Source organism: Dermabacter jinjuensis (assembly GCF_902381725.1).
Lineage (GTDB): Bacteria > Actinomycetota > Actinomycetes > Actinomycetales > Dermabacteraceae > Dermabacter > Dermabacter hominis.
Genome location: NZ_LR698963.1, coordinates 1,332,598 through 1,356,815, shown reverse-complemented (window position 1 = coordinate 1,356,815; position 24,218 = coordinate 1,332,598). Strand labels below are relative to the sequence as shown.

At 61.9% G+C, this 24,218-nt stretch carries 22 protein-coding genes and 1 pseudogene; 10 read left to right on the top strand and 13 right to left on the bottom strand.

Going from position 1 to position 24,218, the window contains the following annotated elements; all coding sequences use genetic code 11:
• Positions 1-31 precede the first annotated feature (31 nt).
• Together FXY94_RS05960 and FXY94_RS05955 are read right to left on the bottom strand one after the other, a co-directional pair.
• Entirely contained in the window at positions 32-865 is an 834-nt protein-coding gene (locus FXY94_RS05960; protein WP_255348421.1) for an antirestriction protein ArdA, read from the bottom strand.
• A gap of 68 nt (positions 866-933) precedes the next feature.
• Complete coding sequence (locus FXY94_RS05955; protein WP_016664121.1) at positions 934-1,758, bottom strand: BPL-N domain-containing protein; 825 nt, start codon at positions 1,756-1,758, stop codon at positions 934-936.
• A 78-nt stretch (positions 1,759-1,836) separates the two neighbouring features.
• Here FXY94_RS05955 and FXY94_RS05950 point away from each other — a divergent pair, with 78 nt between their 5' ends.
• Complete coding sequence (locus FXY94_RS05950; protein ID WP_147594896.1) at positions 1,837-2,013, top strand: putative glycolipid-binding domain-containing protein; 177 nt, start codon at positions 1,837-1,839, stop codon at positions 2,011-2,013.
• A gap of 41 nt (positions 2,014-2,054) precedes the next feature.
• Here FXY94_RS05950 and FXY94_RS05945 read toward each other — a convergent pair whose 3' ends face one another.
• The gene (locus FXY94_RS05945) at positions 2,055-2,522 is read right to left on the bottom strand and encodes a hypothetical protein (protein ID WP_016664120.1); all 468 of its coding nucleotides are present in this window, start codon (positions 2,520-2,522) and stop codon (positions 2,055-2,057) included.
• A 515-nt stretch (positions 2,523-3,037) separates the two neighbouring features.
• On the opposite strand from FXY94_RS05945, the gene FXY94_RS05940 reads away from it, so the two are divergent.
• Positions 3,038-3,454 carry a CPBP family intramembrane glutamic endopeptidase gene (locus FXY94_RS05940; protein ID WP_016664119.1) on the top strand — a complete coding sequence of 139 codons (417 nt, stop codon included), beginning with the start codon at positions 3,038-3,040 and terminating at the stop codon, positions 3,452-3,454.
• 4 nt (positions 3,455-3,458) lie between these two features.
• Positions 3,459-4,052, top strand: coding sequence for a TetR/AcrR family transcriptional regulator (locus tag FXY94_RS05935; protein ID WP_016664118.1), 594 nt, complete (start codon positions 3,459-3,461; stop codon positions 4,050-4,052).
• Between the two features lie 164 nt (positions 4,053-4,216).
• Here the strand turns inward: FXY94_RS05935 and FXY94_RS11000 are convergent, their stop codons facing one another.
• The 3 genes from FXY94_RS11000 to FXY94_RS05920 all read right to left on the bottom strand — a co-directional run bounded on the left by FXY94_RS11000 (position 4,217) and on the right by FXY94_RS05920 (position 5,550).
• Positions 4,217-4,504, bottom strand: a complete 288-nt coding sequence (locus tag FXY94_RS11000) for a GNAT family N-acetyltransferase (RefSeq protein ID WP_232049727.1) — start codon at positions 4,502-4,504, stop codon at positions 4,217-4,219.
• 378 nt (positions 4,505-4,882) lie between these two features.
• Positions 4,883-5,320, bottom strand: coding sequence for a type II toxin-antitoxin system VapC family toxin (locus FXY94_RS05925; protein WP_016664116.1), 438 nt, complete (start codon positions 5,318-5,320; stop codon positions 4,883-4,885).
• Positions 5,317-5,550 carry a FitA-like ribbon-helix-helix domain-containing protein gene (locus FXY94_RS05920; protein WP_016664115.1) on the bottom strand — a complete coding sequence of 78 codons (234 nt, stop codon included), beginning with the start codon at positions 5,548-5,550 and terminating at the stop codon, positions 5,317-5,319. The genes FXY94_RS05925 and FXY94_RS05920 overlap by 4 nt, the downstream gene beginning before the upstream one ends.
• On the opposite strand from FXY94_RS05920, the pseudogene FXY94_RS05915 reads away from it, so the two are divergent.
• Positions 5,535-6,335: pseudogene (locus FXY94_RS05915) on the top strand (IS3 family transposase); the annotation flags it as partial. The gene FXY94_RS05920 and the pseudogene FXY94_RS05915 overlap by 16 nt on opposite strands.
• Before the next feature lie 16 nt (positions 6,336-6,351).
• Here the strand turns inward: FXY94_RS05915 and FXY94_RS05910 are convergent.
• The 5 genes from FXY94_RS05910 to nrdI form a co-directional block, all read right to left on the bottom strand.
• Entirely contained in the window at positions 6,352-7,170 is an 819-nt protein-coding gene (locus tag FXY94_RS05910; RefSeq protein WP_016664113.1) for an Abi family protein, read from the bottom strand.
• 222 nt (positions 7,171-7,392) lie between these two features.
• Positions 7,393-8,547 carry an ATP-binding protein gene (locus FXY94_RS05905; protein WP_016664112.1) on the bottom strand — a complete coding sequence of 385 codons (1,155 nt, stop codon included), beginning with the start codon at positions 8,545-8,547 and terminating at the stop codon, positions 7,393-7,395.
• 280 nt (positions 8,548-8,827) lie between these two features.
• Entirely contained in the window at positions 8,828-9,856 is a 1,029-nt protein-coding gene (nrdF, locus tag FXY94_RS05900) for a class 1b ribonucleoside-diphosphate reductase subunit beta (protein WP_016664111.1), read from the bottom strand.
• A 102-nt stretch (positions 9,857-9,958) separates the two neighbouring features.
• On the bottom strand, positions 9,959-12,133 hold the full coding sequence (nrdE, locus tag FXY94_RS05895) for a class 1b ribonucleoside-diphosphate reductase subunit alpha (protein WP_016664110.1): 2,175 nt from the start codon (positions 12,131-12,133) through the stop codon (positions 9,959-9,961).
• Positions 12,130-12,645, bottom strand: a complete 516-nt coding sequence (gene nrdI, locus FXY94_RS05890; protein WP_019174207.1) for a class Ib ribonucleoside-diphosphate reductase assembly flavoprotein NrdI — start codon at positions 12,643-12,645, stop codon at positions 12,130-12,132. The genes nrdE and nrdI overlap by 4 nt, the downstream gene beginning before the upstream one ends.
• Positions 12,646-12,870: 225 nt before the next feature.
• Here nrdI and FXY94_RS05885 point away from each other — a divergent pair, with 225 nt between their 5' ends.
• Both FXY94_RS05885 and FXY94_RS05880 read left to right on the top strand, forming a co-directional pair.
• Positions 12,871-13,155, top strand: a complete 285-nt coding sequence (locus tag FXY94_RS05885; RefSeq protein WP_016664108.1) for a transposase — start codon at positions 12,871-12,873, stop codon at positions 13,153-13,155.
• On the top strand, positions 13,125-14,006 hold the full coding sequence (locus FXY94_RS05880; protein ID WP_016664107.1) for an IS3 family transposase: 882 nt from the start codon (positions 13,125-13,127) through the stop codon (positions 14,004-14,006). The genes FXY94_RS05885 and FXY94_RS05880 overlap by 31 nt, the downstream gene beginning before the upstream one ends.
• Positions 14,007-14,225: 219 nt before the next feature.
• Here FXY94_RS05880 and FXY94_RS05875 read toward each other — a convergent pair whose 3' ends face one another.
• Both FXY94_RS05875 and ychF read right to left on the bottom strand, forming a co-directional pair.
• The gene (locus FXY94_RS05875; protein ID WP_016664105.1) at positions 14,226-15,299 is read right to left on the bottom strand and encodes a type I restriction enzyme HsdR N-terminal domain-containing protein; all 1,074 of its coding nucleotides are present in this window, start codon (positions 15,297-15,299) and stop codon (positions 14,226-14,228) included.
• Positions 15,296-16,399, bottom strand: coding sequence for a redox-regulated ATPase YchF (ychF, locus tag FXY94_RS05870; RefSeq protein ID WP_034372396.1), 1,104 nt, complete (start codon positions 16,397-16,399; stop codon positions 15,296-15,298). The genes FXY94_RS05875 and ychF overlap by 4 nt, the downstream gene beginning before the upstream one ends.
• A gap of 89 nt (positions 16,400-16,488) precedes the next feature.
• On the opposite strand from ychF, the gene FXY94_RS05865 reads away from it, so the two are divergent.
• The 4 genes from FXY94_RS05865 to FXY94_RS05850 all read left to right on the top strand — a co-directional run bounded on the left by FXY94_RS05865 (position 16,489) and on the right by FXY94_RS05850 (position 24,138).
• On the top strand, positions 16,489-17,688 hold the full coding sequence (locus FXY94_RS05865; protein ID WP_016664103.1) for a DNA recombination protein RmuC: 1,200 nt from the start codon (positions 16,489-16,491) through the stop codon (positions 17,686-17,688).
• 125 nt (positions 17,689-17,813) lie between these two features.
• Positions 17,814-22,418, top strand: a complete 4,605-nt coding sequence (locus tag FXY94_RS05860) for a lamin tail domain-containing protein (protein WP_016664102.1) — start codon at positions 17,814-17,816, stop codon at positions 22,416-22,418.
• Between the two features lie 145 nt (positions 22,419-22,563).
• A complete protein-coding gene (xseA, locus tag FXY94_RS05855) occupies positions 22,564-23,847 on the top strand; it encodes an exodeoxyribonuclease VII large subunit (protein ID WP_156979625.1) in 1,284 nt (427 codons plus the stop codon).
• 21 nt (positions 23,848-23,868) lie between these two features.
• Positions 23,869-24,138 carry an exodeoxyribonuclease VII small subunit gene (locus FXY94_RS05850; RefSeq protein ID WP_016664100.1) on the top strand — a complete coding sequence of 90 codons (270 nt, stop codon included), beginning with the start codon at positions 23,869-23,871 and terminating at the stop codon, positions 24,136-24,138.
• Positions 24,139-24,218 lie beyond the last annotated feature (80 nt).

Sequence of the window (24,218 nt, the reverse complement as noted above, 5' to 3'; positions counted from 1 at the left end):
GTTCACCAAATCTGGCTGCGGGGCTCTTATGTCACAGGTCTCGGAATACGAACACCCCACCGTCGGGTGCGGGTATGACGGTGTGGTCGAACAGCAGGTCGCGGGTCCATGATTCCCAGTTGAAGTACCGCTGAGCCTCCTCGGGCCATCCGTCCATTAGACCGGTGTCCTCAGCGAGCTGGGCGGCGAAGTCGTCGAAGCGCTCCCACTGCCCGCAGTAGCGCTCCTCGAAGTCGGAAGTGCTGGGCAGGCAGCGCCCCACGGAGGTGTAGTTACCCGACTCCACCCAGGCGCACAGCGCAGGCCACAGAGTCTCACCGACCTCCTCGTGGACCTCACCCCACTCGGCGACCTCGGCAAGGCCCATCTCGCAGGGCACCGGGATGTTCTCGTGGTCGAGGCACCAGACCTCCTCACAGCCCGTGTACGGGCCGTCAGCGTCCCCGTGGAGCTGGGCGAGGGTGACGTCGGCGGCGTCGGTGCCGGCGGGATGGAACTCGACAGGGCTCGCGAGGATCTCGTCGAAGCCCATCGGCGTGACCGTCTCGTACACGACGTCGACGATGTGCTCCCCGTCGACCACCGGCTGGCCCCGCCAGAGGTTGCCCGGCTTCATGATGGCGCCCATCGACTCCGAGATCCACCAGCCGTGGACGTTGGCGCGGGCCCGCTCGCACACGAGCCATGCGCCGTTGAGGGCTCCTGCCGACGAGCCGTACACCGCGTCGAAGGCCGCCAGCAGGCCGCGTTCCTCCAGCTCACAGATCATGCTGCCGCCGTGGGCTGCTCGCGAGCTGCCGCCCTCGAGCACCACGGCGAGGCGGGCGTCGTCGTCCCGGTGCAGCGGACGGGAGCCCGCGGCCATGCGGGTGCGGATGAGGTTGAGGACGGGGTGCACGGCCCCATCCTGCCGCGCCGAACCGGCGCCCGGGTTCATGGCACGAGCTGGCGCACCAGGGGCAGGGCGTAGGCCCAGTCGTCGCCGTCCTCGTCGATGAGTCCGCTGCCCTTCAGCCAGGTGCTGTCGGCCTCGGGGTGCGGGCCGATCAGGCCGATGCGGCCCTGCCCGAGGACGTAGCGCGCCGCGGCGATGTCGCCGGTCTCGTAGCGGGCATGCACGACGGCGCCACGTTCGGGCAGTCGGGCACCTTCCTGGAAGTACGTCCACCGTCGGGTGCCGTCCCAGGTGACCGCGACCAGGTGGTCGGCACTGTCCACCACGGGAAACCCCGGCGCCCCGACCTCACCGTCGATCTGCCTTGGGATGAGTCCGAACCCGTCGTTGCCAGCCAGGTAGGCCCCCATGCAGACGCCCAGATAGCGGCCCCCGCCGCGCACCCACTCCTGCAGCGCCTCGACGAACGGTGCGGGGAACTCGGCGGCGGCTGCCGGGATGTCGTCGCCGCCGCCCGGCTGGACGTACAGGTCGATCCCGTCGAGGGCCCCCGCGTCCAGCGCAACCTCCTCGTCGGGGCCGACGAAGGTCACCTCCATGTGCAGCGGCGCGCCCGCGAGTCGTTCCGCGAGCGTCTCGGCGCAACCGTCGCATCCGGCTGAGCCGCGATACACGGCAGCGACGGTCGGTCGCGGCGTCGGTTGCTGGGCCGGAGGCGTCGGCGAGGCGCACGACGTCAGCCCCGCGGCGACCGGCACCAGTGCGGCTCCGGTGAGGAACCCGCGACGGGTGGCGCAGGCGGGCGGACGGCAGGACGACGCGCCGGCAGCGGGGCTGCGCTGGTCAGTCGTCGCGTGGTCCATGGGCCACATGGTTATTGGTCGCTGGCGTCGTCACCAGTGACTACTCGACATCCAACCTGAACAACGGCTGGTGATGGCGTGGATCGATCTGCCTTCGCTGGAGGTCAGCGCCTCGGAGCAGTACTACGCCAGCATCGATCGCGGCTCGGTTCGCTTCATCAACGGGACGAGGACTTCGACGCTGTGCTCGACGTCGACGGCGACGGCGTGATCACCGACTACCCCTTCGCCCGAAGGATCGAAACTGGCGCCTGACAAGGGCAACCGGCGAGCATCCCCGCCAGCCGGGACGGTGATCACTCGAACCGGCGCAAGGTACACCAGTCGGGGACGCTGTCCGTCCGGTAGTAGTGGACGAAGATGTCGCCGGCCTGTTGCGCAGTGAAGACCTCAAGCTTCGGAACCGTCTCCGCCCGACCTCGCCAACGAACCTCCAGCTGCGCGGCTCCTTGTTCGTCGGAGCCCCTGCACCCGAGCTTGTACAGACCCAGCTCGCCCGAGGCATCGAACTGGCTCACTTCGACCATCATTGCCGTCGCTGCCCCCGCCGCCTGCAGGAAGCACAGTGGCCACCCGGAGGCCCGGGGATCCCACAACCGCGTCCCCTCGGGGAACCGTGCCAGGGAGACGGCGAACTCCTGCTGACCATCCATGCCCGACAGGACGCGCCGCAGCATCGCCTCCGGATCGAGCAGCTTGCACACTTCCGTCACGGACGCGCCGCCGTTGAGCGTCAGTGCATGCGTGGGATCCCAGGAACCCATACAACCCTCCTTCGAGCAATCAGCGGTGCAGCGAGCACCAAGTATAGCCAGACCAATGACCCGCGAGCGGAGCACGCCCGCAGGCACGGCGTCGCTCATCGAGCCGCAGGACCAGCGGCCCTGCGGCGACGGGCGGGGATTGTAAGAGGTAGCCCGTACGGTCGGCGACACGGGTGAGGTCAAGGAGAATCCCGGGCATGCACCACGATGGATACGGCCAGTCAGGAAAAGGCTGGAAGAGCTGGCAACCGCCGGCGGCAGAGCCGAGCGAGGCAATCACAAGCGTAGAGAGATTCGCTCCTACTGGTGCCGAGACTGCCACGCCTACCACCTCACCGGCAAGCTCCTGAGGTGATGCTTGGAGCGACGAAACCAGGTTCCGACACCGGGGACACGCTGGGCGTTGAGCGAGGCCGCGTCGCAGCTGCACCGCTTGGCTCCCCGAGGTGCCGTCACAGCCCGTTCAGAGCACGGGGACAACTCCGACGAGATCGCTTGACAGGGGGTCCCCCCTGATGGCAGCGGCGTACCTGTCGCTGTGGATCGCCGTGGGCTTCAACGAGGAGATCTGGTTCCGGGGTCTGTTGCTCGCCGCCCTGCGGGGGCGCGGCGACCGGTTCGCGATCGTCGCAGGCGCAGTGATCTTTGCACTCCTCCACCTCGGCAACATCTTCACCGGCCAGCCAGTCGTCTACATCGTCGGCCAGCAAGCGCTCGCCCTGCTCGTGGGGATCGTCCTCGCGGGAATGGTGATCGCATGCCGGAGCCTGTGGATCGGGATCATCTGGCACGCGGTCTATGACTACGCGGCCTGGCTGACCGGGGATTCGGTCGACACTGCAGGGCTGATCAGCCTGTTCGGCACCCTGGCCCTGCTGGCAGTGCAGGCGGTGTGGTGGTGGCCCCGCACCACCCAGGCCGAGGCAGAATGAACCCATGGAACTGACCTCACGGCAGCAGGCCTATGCCGACGCGGGCCTGGCCGTCATGGCTCGCGACGGCATGGGAGCGGTATCCTATCGCAGCGTGGCCGCAGAGGCGGGAATGTCGCTCGGGGCGGTCCAGAAGTCCTTCGCCACCAAGGACGAGCTGCTCCAGGCGATGCTCGCCCGCTTCCGTGCAGCCGCGGCGGCACCGGCTGTCGCCGTGCCGAGTCAGCCGACGCTCGTGGACTGGCTCGTCGCCCTGACGCTGCAGATCCTGCCACTCAACGAACGGAGCCGCCGCCAGGAAATCGTCGCGACGGGATTCGGAAACCTGGCGCACACCAATCAGGCCTTTTCCCTCGCACTGCGCACGGAGGATGCCGAATTGGTGGGGCGCATCGCGTCACTCATCGGACGCGCCATCGCGGAGGGCGAGATCCAGCCCGTCGATCCAACCCGCGCGGCACGCATCTGGCTCGCCCTGGTGCAGGGATATGGCTCGCAACTGCTCTATGACCCACGCACGGCTGACGCCGTCGAGGAAGAGCTCCACATCGCCTTATCGGCGCTGTTCAGACGCGCCGATCGCGTCGAGTCGGCGTAGCCACCTGCACAATGCCCCTGCGGCCCCTTGCTCCAAGTCGCAGCAGCCAACTACACACAAACCGGAACTCGACCGGGTCGCCACGATTAGGGGCAGTCAGGTGGATCTTGGAAGGCTCGCCACAGGGCAGCTGACCTCAGGCCTTACATGCCGCTGCCACAGGGTCAGACGCCTGTGCTCACCCACCGTCTCTCACCGTCGACCACATCGGTCGGGACCATGCCCAGCTTCGCAGCTACCGCCTGCGAGGCCAGATGATCGGGATTGATATGCGCAGCCACACTGTGAACTCCACGTTGAACGAGCCGATCGACCAGCAGCTGCGCGGCCCGCGACGCATAACCGTGGCCCTGCCACGGCTTACCGACCACCCAGGCAATCTCGGCGGGTCCGCCATTCTTGGGAACAGTGGCTTGCACATATCCGATGGGCTGGGCGTCAAGCAGCACCACCAAGTTGATCCAGTCCTTCGAGCCATCGAGGGAGCAGCCCCGAGTCTGGATCGCGTACGGCCGCTCGAGCTCCGTAGCGCTCGGCGGACCCACCGGTGAACTCGTACAGCGATGGGTCCGCCAGCACTTCGGCCATCACCTCCGCGTCATGGACCGACAGCTCACGAAGGTGCACAGCGTTGACCATCAGGAGCATTCCAGCACCAGGATTCACCCCCAAGCAAAGCATTCCCCACGCTTCTGGGGCGGCGAAGCATTCTGGGTGCCGAGGGGTCGTGGCAAGCGAGCCTTAGGCGGCCCGCAAGGGCTTGATCGCAGCGATCTCATCGATTGCCCGATCCTGCGCAAGCTCTAACCAAGGCCCGCGACGAGCCCGAGTCACGAAGCGGGGTGCGAAGTTCCTGTCCACGGATCAAACAAGGAGACACCGGTCCTCAGGAAGTCCTTGATGTTGCGCGTCGCACAGACCGCTCCCCGGGCTCGACAGATCGCCGCTATCTGCGCATCCCCAGTCGAGACCGGAAGACCAGCCGCTTCTCGCTGGGCCAGGGTGTCGGCATAGTGCGGAGCCGCCACGGCATCGAAGGCAAGAATCGCACCGGTGTCGCGATACGGACGCAGAGCACCCTCAACCGCCCCAGTGAGCTCGGTCTTTCGCCTACCATCAGGCAACCTGCGCAGGCCCGCCAAGAGCTCAGCCAGAGTGATTGCGGTGATGGCAACGTCATCAGTGACCGATTCCAGCCATTCCACGACGTTCACTTCCGGACGCGGCCTGAGCACCTCGGAGACGACGTTCGTGTCGAGAACGATCACGAGAAGTCCACTACGCGGGCGCGGTCAGAACGTTCGGGAATCGGCAAGTCTTCGACCCCACCGGCCAGCTGTCCCGCACGCAACAGCGCGAGCCCAATGTTTGGACGGGTCGCCGCCCGCGTCAGGATGTCACGAACTTCCGCCTCCATGGAGCGACCATGCTCCCTGGCCTGAGCAGCCAAGCGAGCCTTGACCGACTCATCAAGCCCACGGACGACAATGGACGACATCACGATCACCTCCCGAAGGTGCTTGCACTCATGCTATCACCCCAACATCAGCTCCAATCGGACTGGCCCCGGAGCCGCCGGCGACCGCCTCACACGTTGAAGCGGAACTCCACCACATTGCGCTTAACCGTAAGACTGTGGCTAAACGGATGTGCATGATGGGGATTGAGGGGATTTCACCGCGGGCCTTTGTCCCGGTGACAACGATTCAAGCTAAGCGTAAGTCCACGCTTCCTGACCTGGTCAAGCGCATGTTTGATACTGGTGAGCTCAACCGGGTGTGGATGTCAGATATTACCTACTTGCGCACCGGTGAAGGCTGGTTGTACTTGTGCGCGGTCCGCGATGGCCATTCCCGCCGGGTGCTGGGCTGGGCTATGGATAGCGTTCAAGATACTTCCCTGGTCGAGCGAGCCCTGCGGATGGCGCACACGTTGCGTGGTGACGTTCCTGATGGGCTGGTGTTTCACGCTGACCGCGGAGCTCAATTCACTAGCGAGCAGCTCTGGGAGGTTTGCCGCAGCCTGAGCATTGCTCAGTCCGTGGGGCGTACTGGTGTGTGCTTCGATAACGCGATGGCTGAGTCGTTCTGGTCGACGCTTAAAACCGAGTTCTACGACCGTAAGCGCTGGACGACCCGTGATGCTGCACGCAAGGCCGTTGCCTACTGGATTGAAGTCGTCTACAACCGTCGACGCCGACATTCCTCACTCGGTATGGTCAGCCCCGTCGACTTTGAGAACCAAATTGGTCTAATCACTAGCAGAAAAGGAATAGCTGCCTAACCACTAGGTAGCTCCACTACGTGTCCACGATTTGCGGGTAACCCCACCGACTTTGCCCCTTCGGGAGACAAGACAGTTCTTGTATCGTTCGGAAAGCATTCGTCGCTGCCGGGGTGAAGTGGCGGTTCCATACGCGGCCGTGATGTGCACCTGTGTTTCGCAGAACGGTGAGTTGTTCGCACCATCGAGCGAGGGGATCTTGGTTGTAGTAGCTCTTCTTCTGCTTAGAGTTCAATCGATCGACGTCGCCAAAGAAACCGAAACTGTGTGCAATACTCCGCTGATCATCAAGAGTGAGGCCATCAAAGAGGATGGAAATATCGGAAAAATCAAGGACATCAGCAAGAACCCAGAATGGGTAATCCCCGTAGTTGACACTGTAGTGATCCACAGCGCGGTTACGTTTTCGCTCGCGATCCACACGCTTCTCAGCAGTCTCTAGCCAGTCTTGATGCCGGAAATCCTCACGAAAGATACCTGGATCTTTGTAAGATAAGGCTCCTTTCGCGACGAGTAGTTCGCCGATCCGTGCACGTAGCGCAACCTCAATCCGCTCAATCCCATCGTAAATAAGTGTGCGCATTTTACGGTCGAATTCGTAGAGAGCGACTATTTCTTCGAACTTCGTGCCTCGCACAAAGCTGTCGGCGCGTTGCGGCTGTTTGGGGTCTTCAGGCTCTGGGAGAATCCGGTAGGCGTACCAATACCCGGACAGCCTGTAGTAAGAGACGCTAGACAGCCACTGCCTTGCTAGGGATTCGTTGAGCTCCATCCCTCGTGAGCGCATGAGGGCAATCTGCACTTCAACCGTGGTGGGATTTTTGATCTTCTTCATCGGGTTTTCATGCCTCGAAAGAAATCCAGCCCGTCTCCAACCTGATGGTCGAAGCGGGCTGAACGATTACCTAAATAATGCCACGGCCCCAGCGCGTTGGGTGGCCTCATTTGGCTACAGGAGCATGACGGCTAGATCGAGAAAAACAAAGACCGGCCCTGGGCTCCCACCAAAATGGGTAGCGGTACCGGTCATGTTGGTATTCAGGCTAGGCGATGACACCTAGCTGTGCAACGGTGAGGGCTCGACAAGCCACTCGATAATGTTTTTGTGTTGGATCCCGTCGCGGCTCATGTCGAACTGGTCCATGCTCAGCACGGTTTTCGGGAAGTTGTCGGTAACCCCGCGAAAGGCACCGAACTCGCGGTCGACGGTGTTTTGGCTGCCGAGCAGGTAACTCACCTGGAAGTACTCAGTGTCGGAACCTTTGCGGGCGATGAAGTCAATCTCGCGCGCGCCGGCTCTTCCGACACTTACCTCGTACCCGCGCGCAAGCAGCTCCACGCACACGATGTTTTCGAGGGTCAGCTCAATGTCGGCCTGGTTCGAAAGGCCGAGCGTTTCACGAAAACCGTGATCCACCGCATAGTACTTCTCAGTTGCCCGAAGCCTCGCCTTCCCCGCAATGTCAAAGCGCGGAACCCGATAAATCAAGAAAGCGTTCACGCAAAACTCAAGGTAGTTCAACACGGTATCAACCGAAACGGTGCGCCCCTCGCTTTTGAAAAAACGCACCAGTGACTGCGCCGAGAAGGTTTTTCCAATATTTGCGAAGCAGTAACCGACGATGCGGTGAAAAATGTCGACGTCGCGGATCTGGTGATACTCAATCACGTCTTTGAGCACAACCGAGTTGTACACCGAGTCAAGGTAGTCGAGCGAGGGTTCCCGGTCGAGGTTGAAGTATTTCAACGCCGGGAAACCGCCGAACTGCACAAAGTGCTGGAAGTGTTCGCTCAGTGTGCGGTCGCTTTGGCGGTGCAGCTCGACAAATTCCGCAAACGAAAACGGTTGGATCAAGAACTCAACGTAGCGACCGGCAAGATGTGTGGCGAGATCACCGGAAAGCATGCGCGAATTCGACCCGGTGACATAGATATCTGCGTCATAGTCGACGCGGATCGCGTTGATGGCTTTCTCCCAGTCGGCGACCTGCTGAATTTCGTCAAAGAAGAAATACGCGCGGGTGTTTTTGTTGAGGTTTTCGGCTTCGATGCGCCGTAGCAGCGCCGCTGCGTCTGTGATGTGAAGCCCGTCAGCGGACTCAAAATTCATCGCAAACACTTGTGGATCAGCGCTGCCCGCGCGAATCACTTCTTGCAGCTGCTGCAGAATCGTAGATTTGCCGCAGCGACGCACACCGGTGAGCACCTTCACGAGGGTTTGTCGATAAAGGGCTGGATCCGCGAAAAGTATCTCGGGCGTTCAATGATTCTGTCCACCACAAACCTCCCTGTCTTGTCGAGTATAGTCGACAAGCTGCTACTTTGCGGAGGTTTTGTCGATCATAGTCGACAAGAATCGCGCTGGCTCGGGCACAAAACAGCGCACCGCGGGAAGGTTGCCGGCGTGTGCCAGCGTCCAACCCGCGGTGCGCTATTCGGACGGTGCGGCCCGAATCGAGCCGCTGAGCCCTCGAGCCGTTAAGCCCTTGAGCCTAGAAGTCCCAGTCGTCGTCGGTGGTGTCTTCGCCCTTACCGATGATGTAGCTCGATCCTGATCCACTGAAGAAGTCGTGGTTTTCGTTGCTGCCAGGTGACAGCGCCGCGAGAATCTCAGGGTTCACTTCGGTCTCTTCAGCGGTAAACCGCGACGGGTAACCGAGGTTCATCAGCGCCTTGTTCGCGTTGTAACGCACGAACACGGCAACGTCGTCCATCAGGCCGAGCGGCTCGTACAGCTCACCCGAGTACTGCAGCTCAAGCTCGTAGAGCTCTTCCAGCAGGTCGAAGGTGAACTTGCGCATCTCTTCCTGACGCTCTTTGCTCTGCGTCTCGAGTCCGCGCTGGTACTTGTAACCAGAGTAGTAACCATGCACTGCCTTGTCACGCAGAATCAGGCGGATCATGTCTGCGGTGTTCGTCAGCGTCGCGTGCACCGAGAAGTGCAGCGGCAGGTAGAACCCTGCGTACAGCAGCAGCGACGACAGCAGCGTCGAAGACACTTTACGCTTGAGCGGATCATCGCCGTAGTAGTGGTGCAGCACCTTCTTGCAGCGTTCCTGCAGCAGATCGTTGGCAACTGCCCAGCGGTAGGCGTCGTCGATTTCCGGGGTGCTCGTCAGCGTTGAGAACACCGAGGAGTACGAGCGGGCGTGCACCGACTGCATGAACGCAATGTTGGTGTAGACGGCCTCTTCGTGTTCGGTGCGGGAGTCTTGGATCTGCACGATCTCACCGACAGTTGCCTGCACGGTGTCGAGCATGGTCAGACCGGTGAAGACGCGCATCGTGAGGGTGCGCTCTTCCTGGGTCATTTTCTGCCACGCGGGGATGTCGTTTGACAGCGGCACCTTCTCTGGCAGCCAGAAGTTCGCGGTCAGACGGTTCCACACCTCGAGGTCTTTGTCGTCGGTGACGCGGTTCCAGTTAATGGGGCGCAGCCGCGCTGCCGGGTCGTGGCGGTACGACGGCGGGGTGACCGAGATCTCTTGCAGCGGGCGGTCGGTGTTCAACGGATCAGTCATAGTTCAATAAAGCTCTTTCACTAGTGGTGTCTGGTGGTCAGTGCGCGGAGTGCGCGGACGGCGCGCGGTGCGCCCGCGCGCGCAGCACGGGCGCGAACGCGACTACAGCGCGCAGGAAACGCAGCCTTCGATCTCGGTTCCCTCGAGCGCGGGCTGGCGCAGGCGGATGTAGTACAGCGTCTTGATGCCCTTGCGCCACGCGTAGATCTGCGCGCGGTTGATGTCGCGAGTGGTCGCCTCGTCTTTAAAGAATAGCGTGAGCGACAGACCCTGATCCACGTGCTTGGTCGCAGCAGCGTAGGTGTCGATGATCTTCTCGGCGCCGATTTCGTAGGCGTCTTCGAAGAACTCGAGGTTGTCGTTTGTCATGTGCGGAGCCGGGTAGTACACGCGGCCGAGCTTGCCCTCTTTACGAATCTCAATCTTCGAGGCGATCGGGTGGATCGAAGCCGTCGAGTTGTTCACGTAGCTAATCGACCCGGTCGGTGGCACCGCCTGCAGGTACGCGTTGTAGATACCGTGTTCGCGGATCGACTCGCGCAGCTGTTCCCAGTCCGCAACCGTCGGCAGCGCAACTCCAGCCTCGGCGAAGAGCTCACGCACCCGCGCGGTTTCTGGCACCCACTCCTCGGCCGTGTAACGGTCGAAGTAGCTGCCGTCAGCGTAGTCGCTCTTCTCGAAGCCCGCGAAGGTCGCACCGCGGTCAATCGCCAGCTGGTTCGAAGCGCGCAGCGCGTGGTAGGTCACCGTGCGGAAGTACGCGTCGGTGAAGTCAATTCCCTCTTCGCTGCCGTAGTGGATGCGCTGCGAAGCGAGGTAGCCGTGCAGGTTCATCTGGCCGAGGCCGATGGCGTGTGACGCACGGTTACCCTCGGCAATTGACGGCACCGCCTGAATGTCGGTCTGATCCGACACACTCGTCAGCGCCCGCACCGCAATCTCAACGGTTGCGCCGAAGTCCGGGCTGGCCATTGCCTGCGCAATGTTCAGCGAGCCGAGGTTGCACGAAATGTCGTGACCGATCGTCTCGTACCCGATTGCGGCGTCGTACTCAGAGGCGGTGTTCACCTGCAGAATCTCCGAGCACAGGTTCGACATGTTGATGTGCCCCTCGAGCGGGTTCGCACGGTTCACAGTGTCTTCGAACAGCACGTACGGGTAGCCCGACTCGAACTGCAGCTCAGCGAGGGTCTTGAAGAACTCGCGCGCGCTGATCGTGGTCTTGCGGATCCGCGGGTTCGCGACGAACTCGTCGTAGCGCTCGGTGATTGACTGATCCGAAAGCGGAATACCGGTTTCGCGAAGCACATCGTAGGGGCTAAACAGGTGCATATCTTTGTTCTGCTTAGCCAGTTCGAAGGTCACATCCGGAATCACAACCCCAACCGACAGGGTCTTAATGCGGATCTTCTCGTCAGCGTTTTCACGCTTCGTGTCGAGGAACCGCATAATGTCGGGGTGGTGCGCGTGCAGGTACGCAGCGCCTGCGCCCTGGCGAGCGCCGAGCTGGTTCGCGTAGCTGAAGCTGTCTTCGAGGATCTTCATCACGGGAACAACACCGGAAGCCTGGTTCTCGACCTGCTTAATCGGGGCACCCGCCTCGCGGAGGTTTGACAGCAGCAGCGCCACACCGCCGCCGCGCTTGGACAGCTGCAGCGCAGAGTTAACGCTGCGGCCAATCGATTCGAGATTGTCTTCAACGCGCAGCAGGAAGCACGACACGAGCTCGCCGCGCTGTTTCTTACCCGCGTTCAAGAACGTCGGAGTTGCCGGCTGGAAACGGCCCGAGAGGATCTCGGTGACCGTCTTCGAAGCCAGTTCCTCGTCACCCTGACCGAGGAACAGCGCCGTGGCAACAACTCGCTGCTCGAAGTTTTCGAGGAAGAGGCTGCCGTCGAAGGTTTTCAGCGCGTAGGAGGTGAAGAACTTAAACGCACCGAGGAAGGTCTGGAACTTGTGCCCGAAAGCGTCGGCCTGTTCGTGGAGGCGCTCGACGAAGTCCTTGTCGTAGGCGCGCAGGTATTCGGCTTCGTAGTACTCGTTTTCGATCAGCCACTCCAGGCGTTCCCACACCGAAGCGAACTGCTTCGTGTTCGGGATGACCTGCTGGTTCAGGTAGGCCTCCGCCGCTTCGTGATCCTTGTCAAACTGGATCGACCCGTCCGCCGCAAACAGGTTCAGCTGGGCGTTGAGCGCGTGGTAGTCCTTCCGCTCGCCGACCCCGCCAACCCGTGCAGTGTTGGGGGTGGTTGTTTCTGATGGTGTGGCGATCGTCATGCGACGTCCTCCTCATTTGCTTCTGCTTCTAATGTGTTCTGTCGTGCCCAAAATTCGTCTAAACCAGCCTTGACTCGAGCAACGTCGCGGTTGGTGCCAAGAAGTTCAAAGCGGTACAGCTCAGGAACTTTGCACTTGGCTGAGATGATCGGTCCTGCGATGCAGTAGTGCTCACCGAAGTTGGTGTTCCCCGCGGTAATCACGCCGCGGATCAGCGCGCGGTTTGCAGGATCGTTCAGGAACGTAATCACCTGCCGCGGCACCGCCCCGGCCTGCGCTCCGCCGCCGTAGGTCGGAACCACGAGCACGTAGGGCCTGGTCACTCGGATCATTCCCTCTGTGCGCGGTCGGAGTGGGATCCGCACCGCCGGGCGCTCGAGCTTCTCGACGAAGCGGAGGGTGTTCTCCGAAACGCTCGAGAAAAACACCAGGTCAGGTGAATCTTGCCCCTCGAGCACTCGCACCTCCGCGACGCTTCGTGTTCGGCCTTCCCTGCGTTCACTCATCAGCATGTTCTCCTCTCAGCATTTGCACCTCAGCAATCCCACCCCTACATCTAGTCCTGACCCACATTGCGGGCACCACATATAGTGGTTAGCACGAATAATCTCACAAATCTACGACACGCCGAAGTACAGACTACGTCATACCGAACCTGGAGTGCTCTAGGTTTTTAGGTCCAGGTGACTTGAGTGCTGTCCATTGATGCCCTGCCTGTGGGTGGGGAGAATGGATGAATGGTGAAGAAATTCAGCAAGCATACTCCCGAGCAGATTGTTCGTAAGCTCGATAGGGCGCGGGAATTGAAGGAATCGGGATCAACTACAGCTCAGATCCTGACCACGTTGGGGATTAGCGAAGCCACGTTGAACAGGTGGCAGGCTACCTATGGGGCGATGACCAAGAGCGAGGCGAAAGAGCTCCAGCGCCTGCGCGAGGAAAACACGCGCCTCAAACGCCTCCTAGGTCAGGCAGAGCTGGAAAAGGCTGCGTGGAAAGAATTGTCGGAGGGAAACTTCTAAGCCCAGCTCGCCGCCATGATGCCGTCTGGCATCTGGTCGGGCTGGGCTACTCCCAAAGACTTGCCTGCCAGATTGTTGGGCTCTCTCGCAGTGCTTACCGGCGCGCTAGGACCCGCGAGAACAAGCCGGATAAGTACGCGGACCTACGGGCGTGGATGCACGACTTCGTTAAGGATCATCGCCGGTGGGGACACCGGCGCGCCTGGAGAAACGCCCTCGCCGAAGGGTACGGGATATGCCGCGAGACTTTCCGCAGGATCTGGCGTGAAGAGGGCTTGCGTGTCTTGCCTAGGAAGAAGCTCAAGCGTCTAGCTGCCGATACCCATCGTGATGTTCCTGCCGGCCAGTACCCGAACAACGTGTGGGCGTTGGACTTCCAGTTCGATTCAACCTGGCACGGCAAGACAATCAAAATCTGTAACATTATCGATGAATACACCCGCGAACACCTCGCCTTCACGGTCGACAAGAACATTAACGCGGTCTCGGTGACCGAACTCCTTGACGTGGCTTGTCTGGAGCACGGCGGGCGCCCGCGGGTGATCCGGATGGATAACGGGCCCGAGTTCATCGCTCATGCGCTCCAGGAGTGGGCAGCCGAGGGTGAGACAATCCAGGCATTCATCCCACCAGGCCAGCCCTGGCATAACGGGTTCGTTGAGTCTTTCCATAACCGGATGAGAGACGAACTCTTGGAGGACAACAGTATCGAGAATCTCGAGCATGCCCGCCTACTCGTGGCCCAATGGTCATCACGTTACAATAACTTCCATCCGCATTCCTCACTCGGCTACCTCAGCCCACGGAAATACGCGGAACAATGGAAACAAGAAAACACGGTCAACACTTAAACCGAGTGGGCCTAATTCTTAGGCCACTCCACTCGACGCCCCAGGCATAAGGGCGTTGGTATTCAGGGATGACAAACTCGTAGTCTCCATCATTAAGTAACCTGCCGACGCTTATTTCCTTTGCATCGAGCTGCCTATTTTCGCCAGTCATTACTTGCCCCTAAGTCGTCGGTTGGATGGCATTCTCTCAAATTGCTCATGGATTGCGGAGTGAACCAGTCAGGCGGCCAAATCGTAGCTCGCGCGCGTTTGTATCCGTCGTGGAATGAAAGTTTCAAGTATGAGGTCTTTGTCGCTGGGGTCCAGCATCTCGACCATCATGTTGCAGACGTTGCGGGGGGTGAAGAACTCTCCTCGGTCCCCGCGAAGGTTCGAACCTACGACCTCTTCATACGCCTTACCCTTGACGTCCACATCGGAGTCAAGCAACGAGAACATCTGAAGCTGCGTGACAATGTATGCCAGAACCTTAGGGTCGAGTTCGATTTGCTCGACTGGTTTGAAAATCTGAGGGTACTGAGTCTTGACGTTCTCGAATAGCTTCCCGATCCGCGAGGAGCACCGCATCAGGCCAGTCATGTTCTGACGTTCCTTAGGTGTTGCGTAAAACTGCGGCGAGCTGGAATCACGTTCATCCTGGATCTTGCAAAATATGAGCTTCAGCAGCTCCCAGAACGCCTCCGGCTTTTGCATCCCCTGATTACCAGCGATATAGCTGTGAGCCCTCCGGAAAGCAAACAGCAAAGAGTCCGATGCAGCCGGGCGCAGTTGGTCGAAACGCGGCGTGCCCGCCTCAGCACTGTCACCACAGTGGGGAATGTCAGGGATCTCAACGGAGACCCGCTGGCCAGACGTCCCCGTTTCAAAGGCGTAGCTCGCCATATCCTCACCGTTGGTCCACATGCCGACTTCGACGTTCGGACATGCGGCCATGTAGCTGAGCATCTGTTCGACACCGTCCTTCTTCATTGAGGGACGGACCTTGGCGCTCTTGCACTCAATGATGAGCCAGGCAGTTGATTGGGTCTGCTCTGACGCCCGAAGGTCGGGCGGGAACACCACGATGTCGACGCGGACCCGTCGACTACCGAACTTGATCGGGAATTCGACCCGAATGTCGCGTTTGTCGTACCCGTACTCGCGCACGAGCGACTTGAGGATCTCCTGACGGACATACTCCTCGGGCGTGTCCTGCCTCAACGTGGCGCCGTCGATGAAGTCGAGCACTTTGCCGGGCGGGACAATCGCAAACCCGCCATGCGGCGCATCGCTCTGGACAACTGGGCGGCTCACCTTCTACCGCCAGACGTTAGTCCTGATCGAAACTCGACCACGTCTCCGTCTTGCATAACGTAATCCTTGCCCTCCATGCGCACCTTGCCGCGGGCCTTCGCTTCTTGCATGGAACCGGCGTCGTCGAGCTCGTCGAAGGAAACGATTTCGGCCTTGATGAAGCCACGCTCGAAGTCGGTGTGAATCACACCTGCGGCTTGGGGCGCAGTCCAGCCCTTGTGGATGGTCCAGGCACGCGATTCCTTGGGTCCAGCCGTGAGGTAGGACTGCAGGTTGAGGGTGTCGTAGCCGACCCGGGCGAGCTGGTCGAGGCCGGATTCCTCCTGGCCCGTCGAGGCGAGCATCTCCGCGGCTTCGTCGGCCTCGAGCTCGATGAGTTCGCTCTCAAACTTCGCGTCGAGGAAGATCGCCTCCGCGGGGGCGACAGCCTTGCGCAGTTCCTCCTGCATCGCGTTATCCGCGAGCCCCTCTTCGTCCGTGTTGAACACGTAGATGAACGGCTTGGCAGTCATGAGCTGCAGTTCTTTGAGGAGCGACACGTCGATCCCGGCACCGTCGGCCCCCTGGAAGAGGGTGCTCCCGGATTCGAGGAGCTCTTTTGCTTTGAGCACCTCGGGAAGGATCGCGGCATCGATGACCTTGCGCTTCGTGTCTTTCTCGAGGCGCGGAAGGGCGTTATCGATCGTCTGGAGGTCGGCGAGGATGAGCTCGGTCGAAATCGTCTCCATGTCGCCCGCGGGAGTCTCAGAGCCGGGAACGCGCGTGACGTCGGGGTCGCTGAAAGCGCGGGTGACTTGGCAAATCGCATCGGCCTCACGGATATTTGCGAGGAACTTGTTGCCAAGGCCTTCACCTTCGCTCGCGCCCTTCACGATGCCGGCGATATCCACGAAGCTCACGGTCGCGGGGAGGATCTTCTCGCTCCCGAAGATCTCTGCGAGCCGCGCGAGGCGGGGATCCGGAAGCGGCACCACACCGACGTTCGGGTCGATCGTCGCGAACGGATAGTTCGCCGCGAGCACCTCCGCACGGGTGAGCGCGTTGAACAGGGTCGATTTACCAACGTTGGGCAGGCCAACGATTCCAATTGTCAAAGCCACGCCCCTCATTCTAGGGGCAGGGCCCGACGCTTGCCCTCCTCAGGGCGTGCCGCACTTTAAATGTCTCACCCCCGTGGTGAGGTAGAAGTATGAACTTTTCGACTCTTGTGACCGTTCTCCTTCCGTTGCTCATCGGGGCTGCTCTCGGAGCAGCGGTCATGTGGATCCTCATGCGCGAGCGGGTTCGTGCTGCTGAAGCCAAGGCCTCGGCGAACGGAACCGACATCGAAGCACTTGCCGCACGCGCGGTTAACGCCTCGAGCACGCAACTGCTGCAGCTCGCTTCGGAACGCTTCGATCGCGATTCGGCTCGGCGCGAAGCAGTCGATGCGGCACGCTCGGAGCAGCTTGCCCGCACGCTCTCCCCCATTTCGGAAACCCTCACGAGTTTGGAGCGCTCGGTTGCGCGCACGGAGGCGGCCCGGCAAAAGGCCGATGGTGACCTGGCTTCGCAGTTGAAGAATCTCTCGGAGCGCACACGCGATCTGGGCATGGGGGCGAACGCCCTCGTCACCGCCCTCAAAGCCCCCACGAGCCGAGGCCAGTGGGGAGAGGTGCAGCTGCGACGCATCGTCGAGGCTGCGGGCATGCTCGAGCACACGGACTTCACCGAACAGCTCAGCGGGAAAAACGTGAGCGGAGAGAAGAACCAGCGCCCCGATCTCGTCGTTCATTTGAGCCACGGGCGCACGATCGTCGTGGACGCAAAGGCTCCCATGGACGCTTACCTGCGTGCTGCCCAAGCCACGGAGAAAAACGAACGGGCGAAATACCTCGCGGACCACGCGCGAGCATTGCGATCGCACGTCACGCACCTCAGCTCGAAGTCGTACTGGGCCTCGCTCGGCGACTCCCCCGAATTCGTGGTGCTGTTTGTGCCGAGCGACGGTCTTCTCGCGGGCGCGCTCGAGGCGGATCCAGGGCTGCTCGATGGTGCCTTCACGCTCGATGTTGTGATCGCCTCTCCCGCCACCCTCATGGCACTTCTTCGAACCGTCGCCCACACGTGGCGCACGGACGCACTGAACCAGGACGCCCTCCGCGTTCTCGAGGCAGGTCGCGAGGTGCATAAGAGGCTCGGCACTCTTGGCGGGCACCTTGCGAAACTCGGCCGTTCGCTCGATTCGTCGGTGCGGGCGTTCAACAACGCGGTGGGCTCGTACGAGGCGCGAGTGGTGCCCGCGGCGCGCTCGATGGAAGAGCTTCACATCGTCGGTGGCGCCCTCGAAGGAGTCGAACCAGTGACGCAGCTCGCACGCGATATCGATCCGTCAAACCTGAATGCCTAATCTCCACTCGTACACGGCGCGTACAGCCAACAGCCCCCATTTCTTCACCAATCCGTTAAACGCCAAGAGCAACGTTGAGGAGCTTCCCCGAAACTCCCAACAGGCACTTAGCGAAAGTGAAGGGTATGACTCCTCAGTCGCGCGGCACGCGCCGCACTCCTGCCATTTACTCCAAATCCCTCGCCGCAGCGGCACTCGGCTTCACTCTTGTCGCGAGCCCCGCAATCGTCCCCGCCGGCATCGCCCCTTCAACGATGAACGCCGCCCAGGCAGCTCCGGCGAGCACCTGGCCGCTCGTCGTCACCGAGATCGCACCGAACAACGCAGGCGACGACCACTACGAATTCGTCGAGGTCACTAACACGACCGACAAACCCCTCACGATCGGTGAGGGCGGCTACTCGCTCGCCTACATCTACGAGGACAGCACTAACACCGCGAAGGACGTCGCCCTCGCATCCGAGAAGCCGATCGAACTGGCCGCCGGGGAGACCGTGACCCTGTGGCTGAGCTACACGAGCGATGACGGCAAGGTCGATTCGGCCGCGCATACCGTCGAAGAGTTCCGCACGCAGTGGGGCATGGATCCGAACGCGCGCGTCGAGCGCATCACCGGCCAAACGGGTATGGCGAACGGCGGCAACCGCGGCATTCGCGTTCTCGACTCGAACGGCGCCGAAGTCTCGCGCTCGTTCTACCCGAAAGGCTCGGTCGCTGAGGACAAGTCCGCACAGTTCCGCACCCCTGCCGATTCGAGCGTGAAGAGTCTCGAGGTTCTCGAAGGCCCGGCTGCTCCCACCGCAGGCAAGGTCGACCCGAAGCAGCTCGAGGACCGCATTGCAGAGCCTCAGCCCGAGAAACCGGCTGAGCCCGCCCCCACCGAAGACGTCCCCGGCCCGGCGGCCGATACGACCGTCGGCCAGCTCCTCATTACCGAGCTCGTTCCCGATTCCACCAACACCGGCGAGGGCGACGGCTACGAATTCATTGAAATCTACAACCCCACTACCAAACCGATCAGCCTCGCTGACTACCAGGTCGCCTATCAATACCCCGGTGAGGGCCGGAAAATGGGCAACCAGGCTGTGTGGCCCATGGAACCTGCCGATAAGGTCGTCAAGCCCGGCGGCACGGTCATCGTATGGATCAAGAACGGCTCTAACGATGCCAAGACCGTCGAAGACTTCGCCAAGAACTACGGTGTTGACCCGAACAGCCTCACCATTGTTGAGTCCTCGGCGGGCGGTATGGCCAACGGCTCGCTTCGCGGTATGGAGATTCAGACCCGCACGGGCCACACCGTAAGCCGCGTCTTCTACAACGAAAACGGCCGCGATGACACCCAGGCGGATCAGGGCATCCACTACGCGGTCAATCCCGAAAACTTCCAGGTGAGCGAGATCGGGGAGATCTCGAAAGCAACGCCGGGTCAGGCGGCTCCCGCGAAGGTTCCCTCGAAGCTCGTGAAGCTCAACGAGGACACCGAAAAGCCAGCTCTGGTGGATCAGACCGCAAAGTCCCTCGACCCGACAAAGGACGCCCAGATCACGATCAAGGCGACCGATAACGTCCAGGTTCGTCGCCTCACCGTCTCCCTCCAGTCGAACACTGACGATAAGCCGATGGCCAAGGACCTCCTCGCGAACGAGGATGGCACCTTCACCCTCACGATCCCCCAGGCGGACCTCACGGGGAAGAAGTACTTCGAGTATTCGGTTGAGGCCTCCGACGGCACCAACATCGCCACCATTCCGCTGACTCGCGTTGAGGTCGAAGGGGCCGAGCAAGGTCCGGTTCGCCTCAACGTCTCGGAAAAGCAGTACGTGAGCGGCACGACCCGCCTCTCGGTTTCGAGCGATCACGAAAACGACACTCGCACGCTTGCCGTCGACGGGACCGAAGTCAACGCGGATATTCCCTCGCTCGAGAAGGAGCCCGTCTTCGCCATCGACGCGACGCAAACCGATGCGTTCTTCCGCAACGGCGTGCTCGTCAAGGACGAGGTCCTCACGATCTTCGACAAGGGTTTCTACGAGAACTGGGAAACCGTGACTGCCGATGTCCCGCTCAAGTACGTCACGAAGGGCGAGTCACTCCAGGTTGACGTCGCGGCGGGCACCAAGGCCAAGCCCGGCATCGACCCGAACGAAAACAACGACGACTTCAACGCCCGCAACGCACGCCTCGTCCTCCCCGACGGGCGCACCTTGCGCGCGGCCGACTACACAGACGCCGAGGGTAAGACGGTCCCGGCCAGCGATCCCACCCAGATCATTAACATGGGCGATTCGAAGGGGAAGGTCGAGATTCTCAACGCGACGTTCTCGATACCGGACGATGCGTTCACCGCGAACGCCTACCAGTGGGACACCACCAAGGTCGCTGACGGCGAGCACAAGGTGAAGGGCACGCTCGTTGGTTCGGGTTCGACGACCAGAATCGCCACTTTCGCTGCCGACTCAATCAGCGACACCTCCGAAGTGGAGACGACCGTCATCGTCGACAACACCGCCCCGGTGATCACCTCCTCGATCGCCGACGGCTCCGAGCAGCGCGGCGAGTTCACCCTGGACTTCGAGGCAACCGACGCCGGCGTCGGCGTCGCGAGCACGTCCGCAACCTTCGACGGCGAGAAGGTCGAATCCGGCACGACGTTCTCCTCGCTTACCCTCGCGGCAGGCACGCACACGCTGACGATCGTCTCGACGGACAAGCTCGGTAACGAGTCGAAGAAGACGATCACGTTCACGACGCCCGTCGAGCAACCGTCGGCCACCCTTGATACGGCGGATGGCGCGGGCCTGAACGTGTGCGTAGACGATTCGCTTTCGGCGACCGCGACCGACCCCAGCAAGGATGACCTCTCGGTCTCCTTCCGTGAGGGCTACTCGACCTCGCTTAGCGAAGGTACGCTCGCGGGCACTGCGGGAAGCGTCCACGACGCCGACCAAGCAGACCGCCAGGGCGATGCGCTCAAGGCCGGTGAGACGACAACCGCGGGTTCGGCACTTCCCTTCCACGAGTTCTCGACCGCCGTGCCCGAGGGCGCAGGCGAAGACTCGGAGATCCGCGTGAGCTGGACCGGTGCTTCCAACAAGGGACAGCGCGTGCGTCTTCTCGTGTGGAACACCGAGAAGAACAGCTGGGAAGAAGTCCAGTCGCTCCTTACGGATAGCGAATCTGGCGAGGCGAAGCTCGAAGCGATCGTCCCGCTCAAGGGTCACAACGTGGATGGCGAGATCAAGGCTCTCGTTCAGCAGGGTGTTGGATACGCCGGTGCAGACCTCTCCGATCGCACAGGAGCGGAGCCCGGCGAGCATGCAGAGGACACCAAGCGCGCGGACTACGACTACACCTTCGCCGTTGAGTCGGACACCCAGTACTACAACGACGCCGCGAACATCTACCACCACCAGGTCGCGATCCACGACTACCTTCTGCGCGTGCGCGAAAAGATGAACCTTCAGTACGTGTTCCACACGGGCGACATCGTCGACAAGATCGACAATGCCGAGGGCTGGGTCCGCGCCGATGAGTCCTACAAAACGCTCGACGACGCGAAGCTCCCCTATGGCGTTCTCGCAGGCAACCACGACGTTGGCCACCACGCCAACGACTATTCGAAGTACGGCGAATACTTCGGAGAGAGCCGTTACAGTGGCAACCCGTGGTACGGCGGTAGCTACAAGGACAATCGTGGCCACTACGACCTCATCAGCGCCGGGGGCCAGGACTACATCGTCCTGTACATGGGATGGGGCCCGGGCGATGAAGAGATCGAGTGGATGAACGAGGTGCTCAAGAAATACCCGGAACGCATCGCCTTCATCGAGCTTCACGAGTACATGCTCACGACCGGCGGCCTCGGCCCGATCCCGCAGCGGATCTACGACGAAGTCATCGCGACCAACCCGAACGTGCGCGCGGTCATGAGCGGCCACTACCACGACGCTCACACGCGCGTGGATAAATTCGATGACAACGGCGACGGCACCCCGGACCGCACCGTGACTCAGATGCTGTTCGACTACCAGGGCCTTGCCGAGGGTGGCCTCGGCTACCTCCGCCTCATGCACTTCGACAACGAGAAGGGCCGCATGATCGTGCGCACCTACTCGCCGTCGCTCAAGGACTATGACTCGGAGGATCCGAGCTTCGAGCCGATCGACCAGGAGTTCGAGGTGAGCTACGCCGATCTTGGCCTCACGCCCGAGAAGAAGACCCTCACGACCGCCGAAGCTCGCATCGACGTGCTCACGACCAAGGAATTCGGCCACAAAGACGGCGTTGCCTCCGGCGACACCGTGAGCGTCCCCGCGAGCGATCTGCCCGAGGGCGAGTTCTCGTGGTACACGCTCACGACCGACCCGTACGGCGCGAAGCACTACAGCGAGGTGCGCAACGCTTCTGTGACCAAGACCGAGTGCGGCCAGGATGGCGGCACGACAGTCGACCCGGACGGCACGGTCGTGCCCGGTGAGGGAGGCAATCCCGGCAAGCCCGGCGAGACTGAAACCGGCAGCACGGGCAACACCGGCAACACCGGCAACGCCGGTTCTGGCAAGGGGCATCCGGGCGAGGGCTCGCACGGGTCCTCCGCCACTGGCGCTAAGGAGCACTCGACAGGGCTCCCTCGCACGGGTGCCGAGGTGATGGGCATTCTCGCGGCGGGTCTCGTGCTCGTCGCGGGTGGCGCCGCGGTTCTCCGCTCGCGCCGCGTCTCGCGCTGATCGTTATAAGCCCCGCGTGAGCGGGCGCTTCCCGAAGGCCGGCGCTACCCGAAAGAGGGTGGCGTCGGCCCTTTGTTGTGCTTTGGTTATCCACAGCGGCGGGCGGAGCCCACGCAAGCCGAGGCTGGTCTGGCACAGTAGAGACATGCAGGAAAGAGGCGTGGACCTACACCACATGACCGCACTCGAGGGAGGAGAGCCCCCAGCGCTGCCGGCGACGGCCGCGGAAACGACCGCGGAGCGCCCTTGGCCCGTGGGGCTGCTCAGCCAGAAGGTGCGCGATTACGTGAACCGCATGAGTGTCGTGTGGGTGCGCGGCGAACTGGTGCAGGTCAGCCGGGGCAAAGGCGCACTGGTATTCATGACTCTTCGCGATACCGACATTGATGCGAGTTTCTCGGTATCGATGCGTGCGAGCGCGTTTGCGCGCCTGCCCCTCGAACCGCAGCAGGGCAGCGAAGTGGTGGTGCAGTGCAAGCCGACGTTCTGGGGGCGGCGTGGAACGCTCCAACTTGAAGCCGCCGATATCCGCGCGGTAGGAATCGGCGATCTGCTCCAGCGCCTCGAGCGTCTCAAGAGGGCGCTCCACGACGAGGGGCTCTTCGCCGCGGACCGCAAAAAACCTCTCCCGTTCCTCCCCCGCACGATCGGGCTCATTTGCGGGCGTAAATCTGCGGCGGAGCGCGACGTCATCGTCAATGCCGAGAAACGCTGGCCGGCGGTGAGGTTCGAGACGCGCGAAGTCGCTGTTCAGGGCACGCGCGCCGTCGGCGAAGTCAGCGAGGCACTGCGCGAACTCGACTCGCGCGAGGACGTAGACGTCATCATCATTTCCCGCGGCGGTGGCTCACTCGAGGATCTTCTCCCGTTCTCGGATGAATCCCTCGTTCGCCTCGCCGCGGCCGCTCGTGCCCCTATCGTGTCGGCCATTGGGCACGAGATCGATACGCCGCTTCTCGATCTCGTCGCCGACTATCGCGCATCGACCCCCACCGACGCCGCGAAGAGCGTTGTTCCCGATATGGCCCTCGAATGCGCACAGTTGGGCGATGCACGCCGTCGCTCGCACGCGGCTCTCTCTTCGCGTCTCGAGCGGGAGCGGGAGGCACTTGCTACTGTCCGAGCCCGCCCCGCATTCGCACAGCCGCACACGATGATCGACAGCCACGCGCAGGTGATCGACGGCGCGATTGCCTCGGCTCGCGCAACCATTGCGATTGCCCTCGACCGCGCCGGTGAGCGCGTGAGGTCCCTCGCCGATCAAGCTCGGGCGCTCTCACCACTGCATACACTCGAGCGCGGCTACGCGGTCGTACAAAACGCGAATGGAGCCGCGCTCACCGACCCGAGCGAAGCACCCGAGGGAACTCGCGTATCAATCAGGCTCGCGGGCGGTCGCCTATCAGCGACCTCCCTCGGCGAGGAATAACGAACTGTGAAGGAAGAGATCATGGAAAGCGAAGGCACGACTAGCGAACCGCAAGAGTTGCCCGAGGACATTCAGGCGCTCGGCTACGAGGAAGCGCGCGACCAACTGTTCTCGATCGTGCAGACCCTCGAGCGCAACCAGAGCGGGCTCGAGGAATCAATCGCGCTGTGGGAGCGCAGCGAGCTTCTCGCACGGCGATGCGAGCAGTGGCTCGACGGAGCACGCGTACGGCTCGACCGCGCGCTCGAGCGCCAGCAGGATGTACCCGAAGAAAGCTCTTCGCAGGACTAACGCTCGCAACGAGGCGTCTCACGCCTGTGCACGGCTCGACGTCACCGTTTTGTAACGACTAGAGTGACTGCGCACACTTA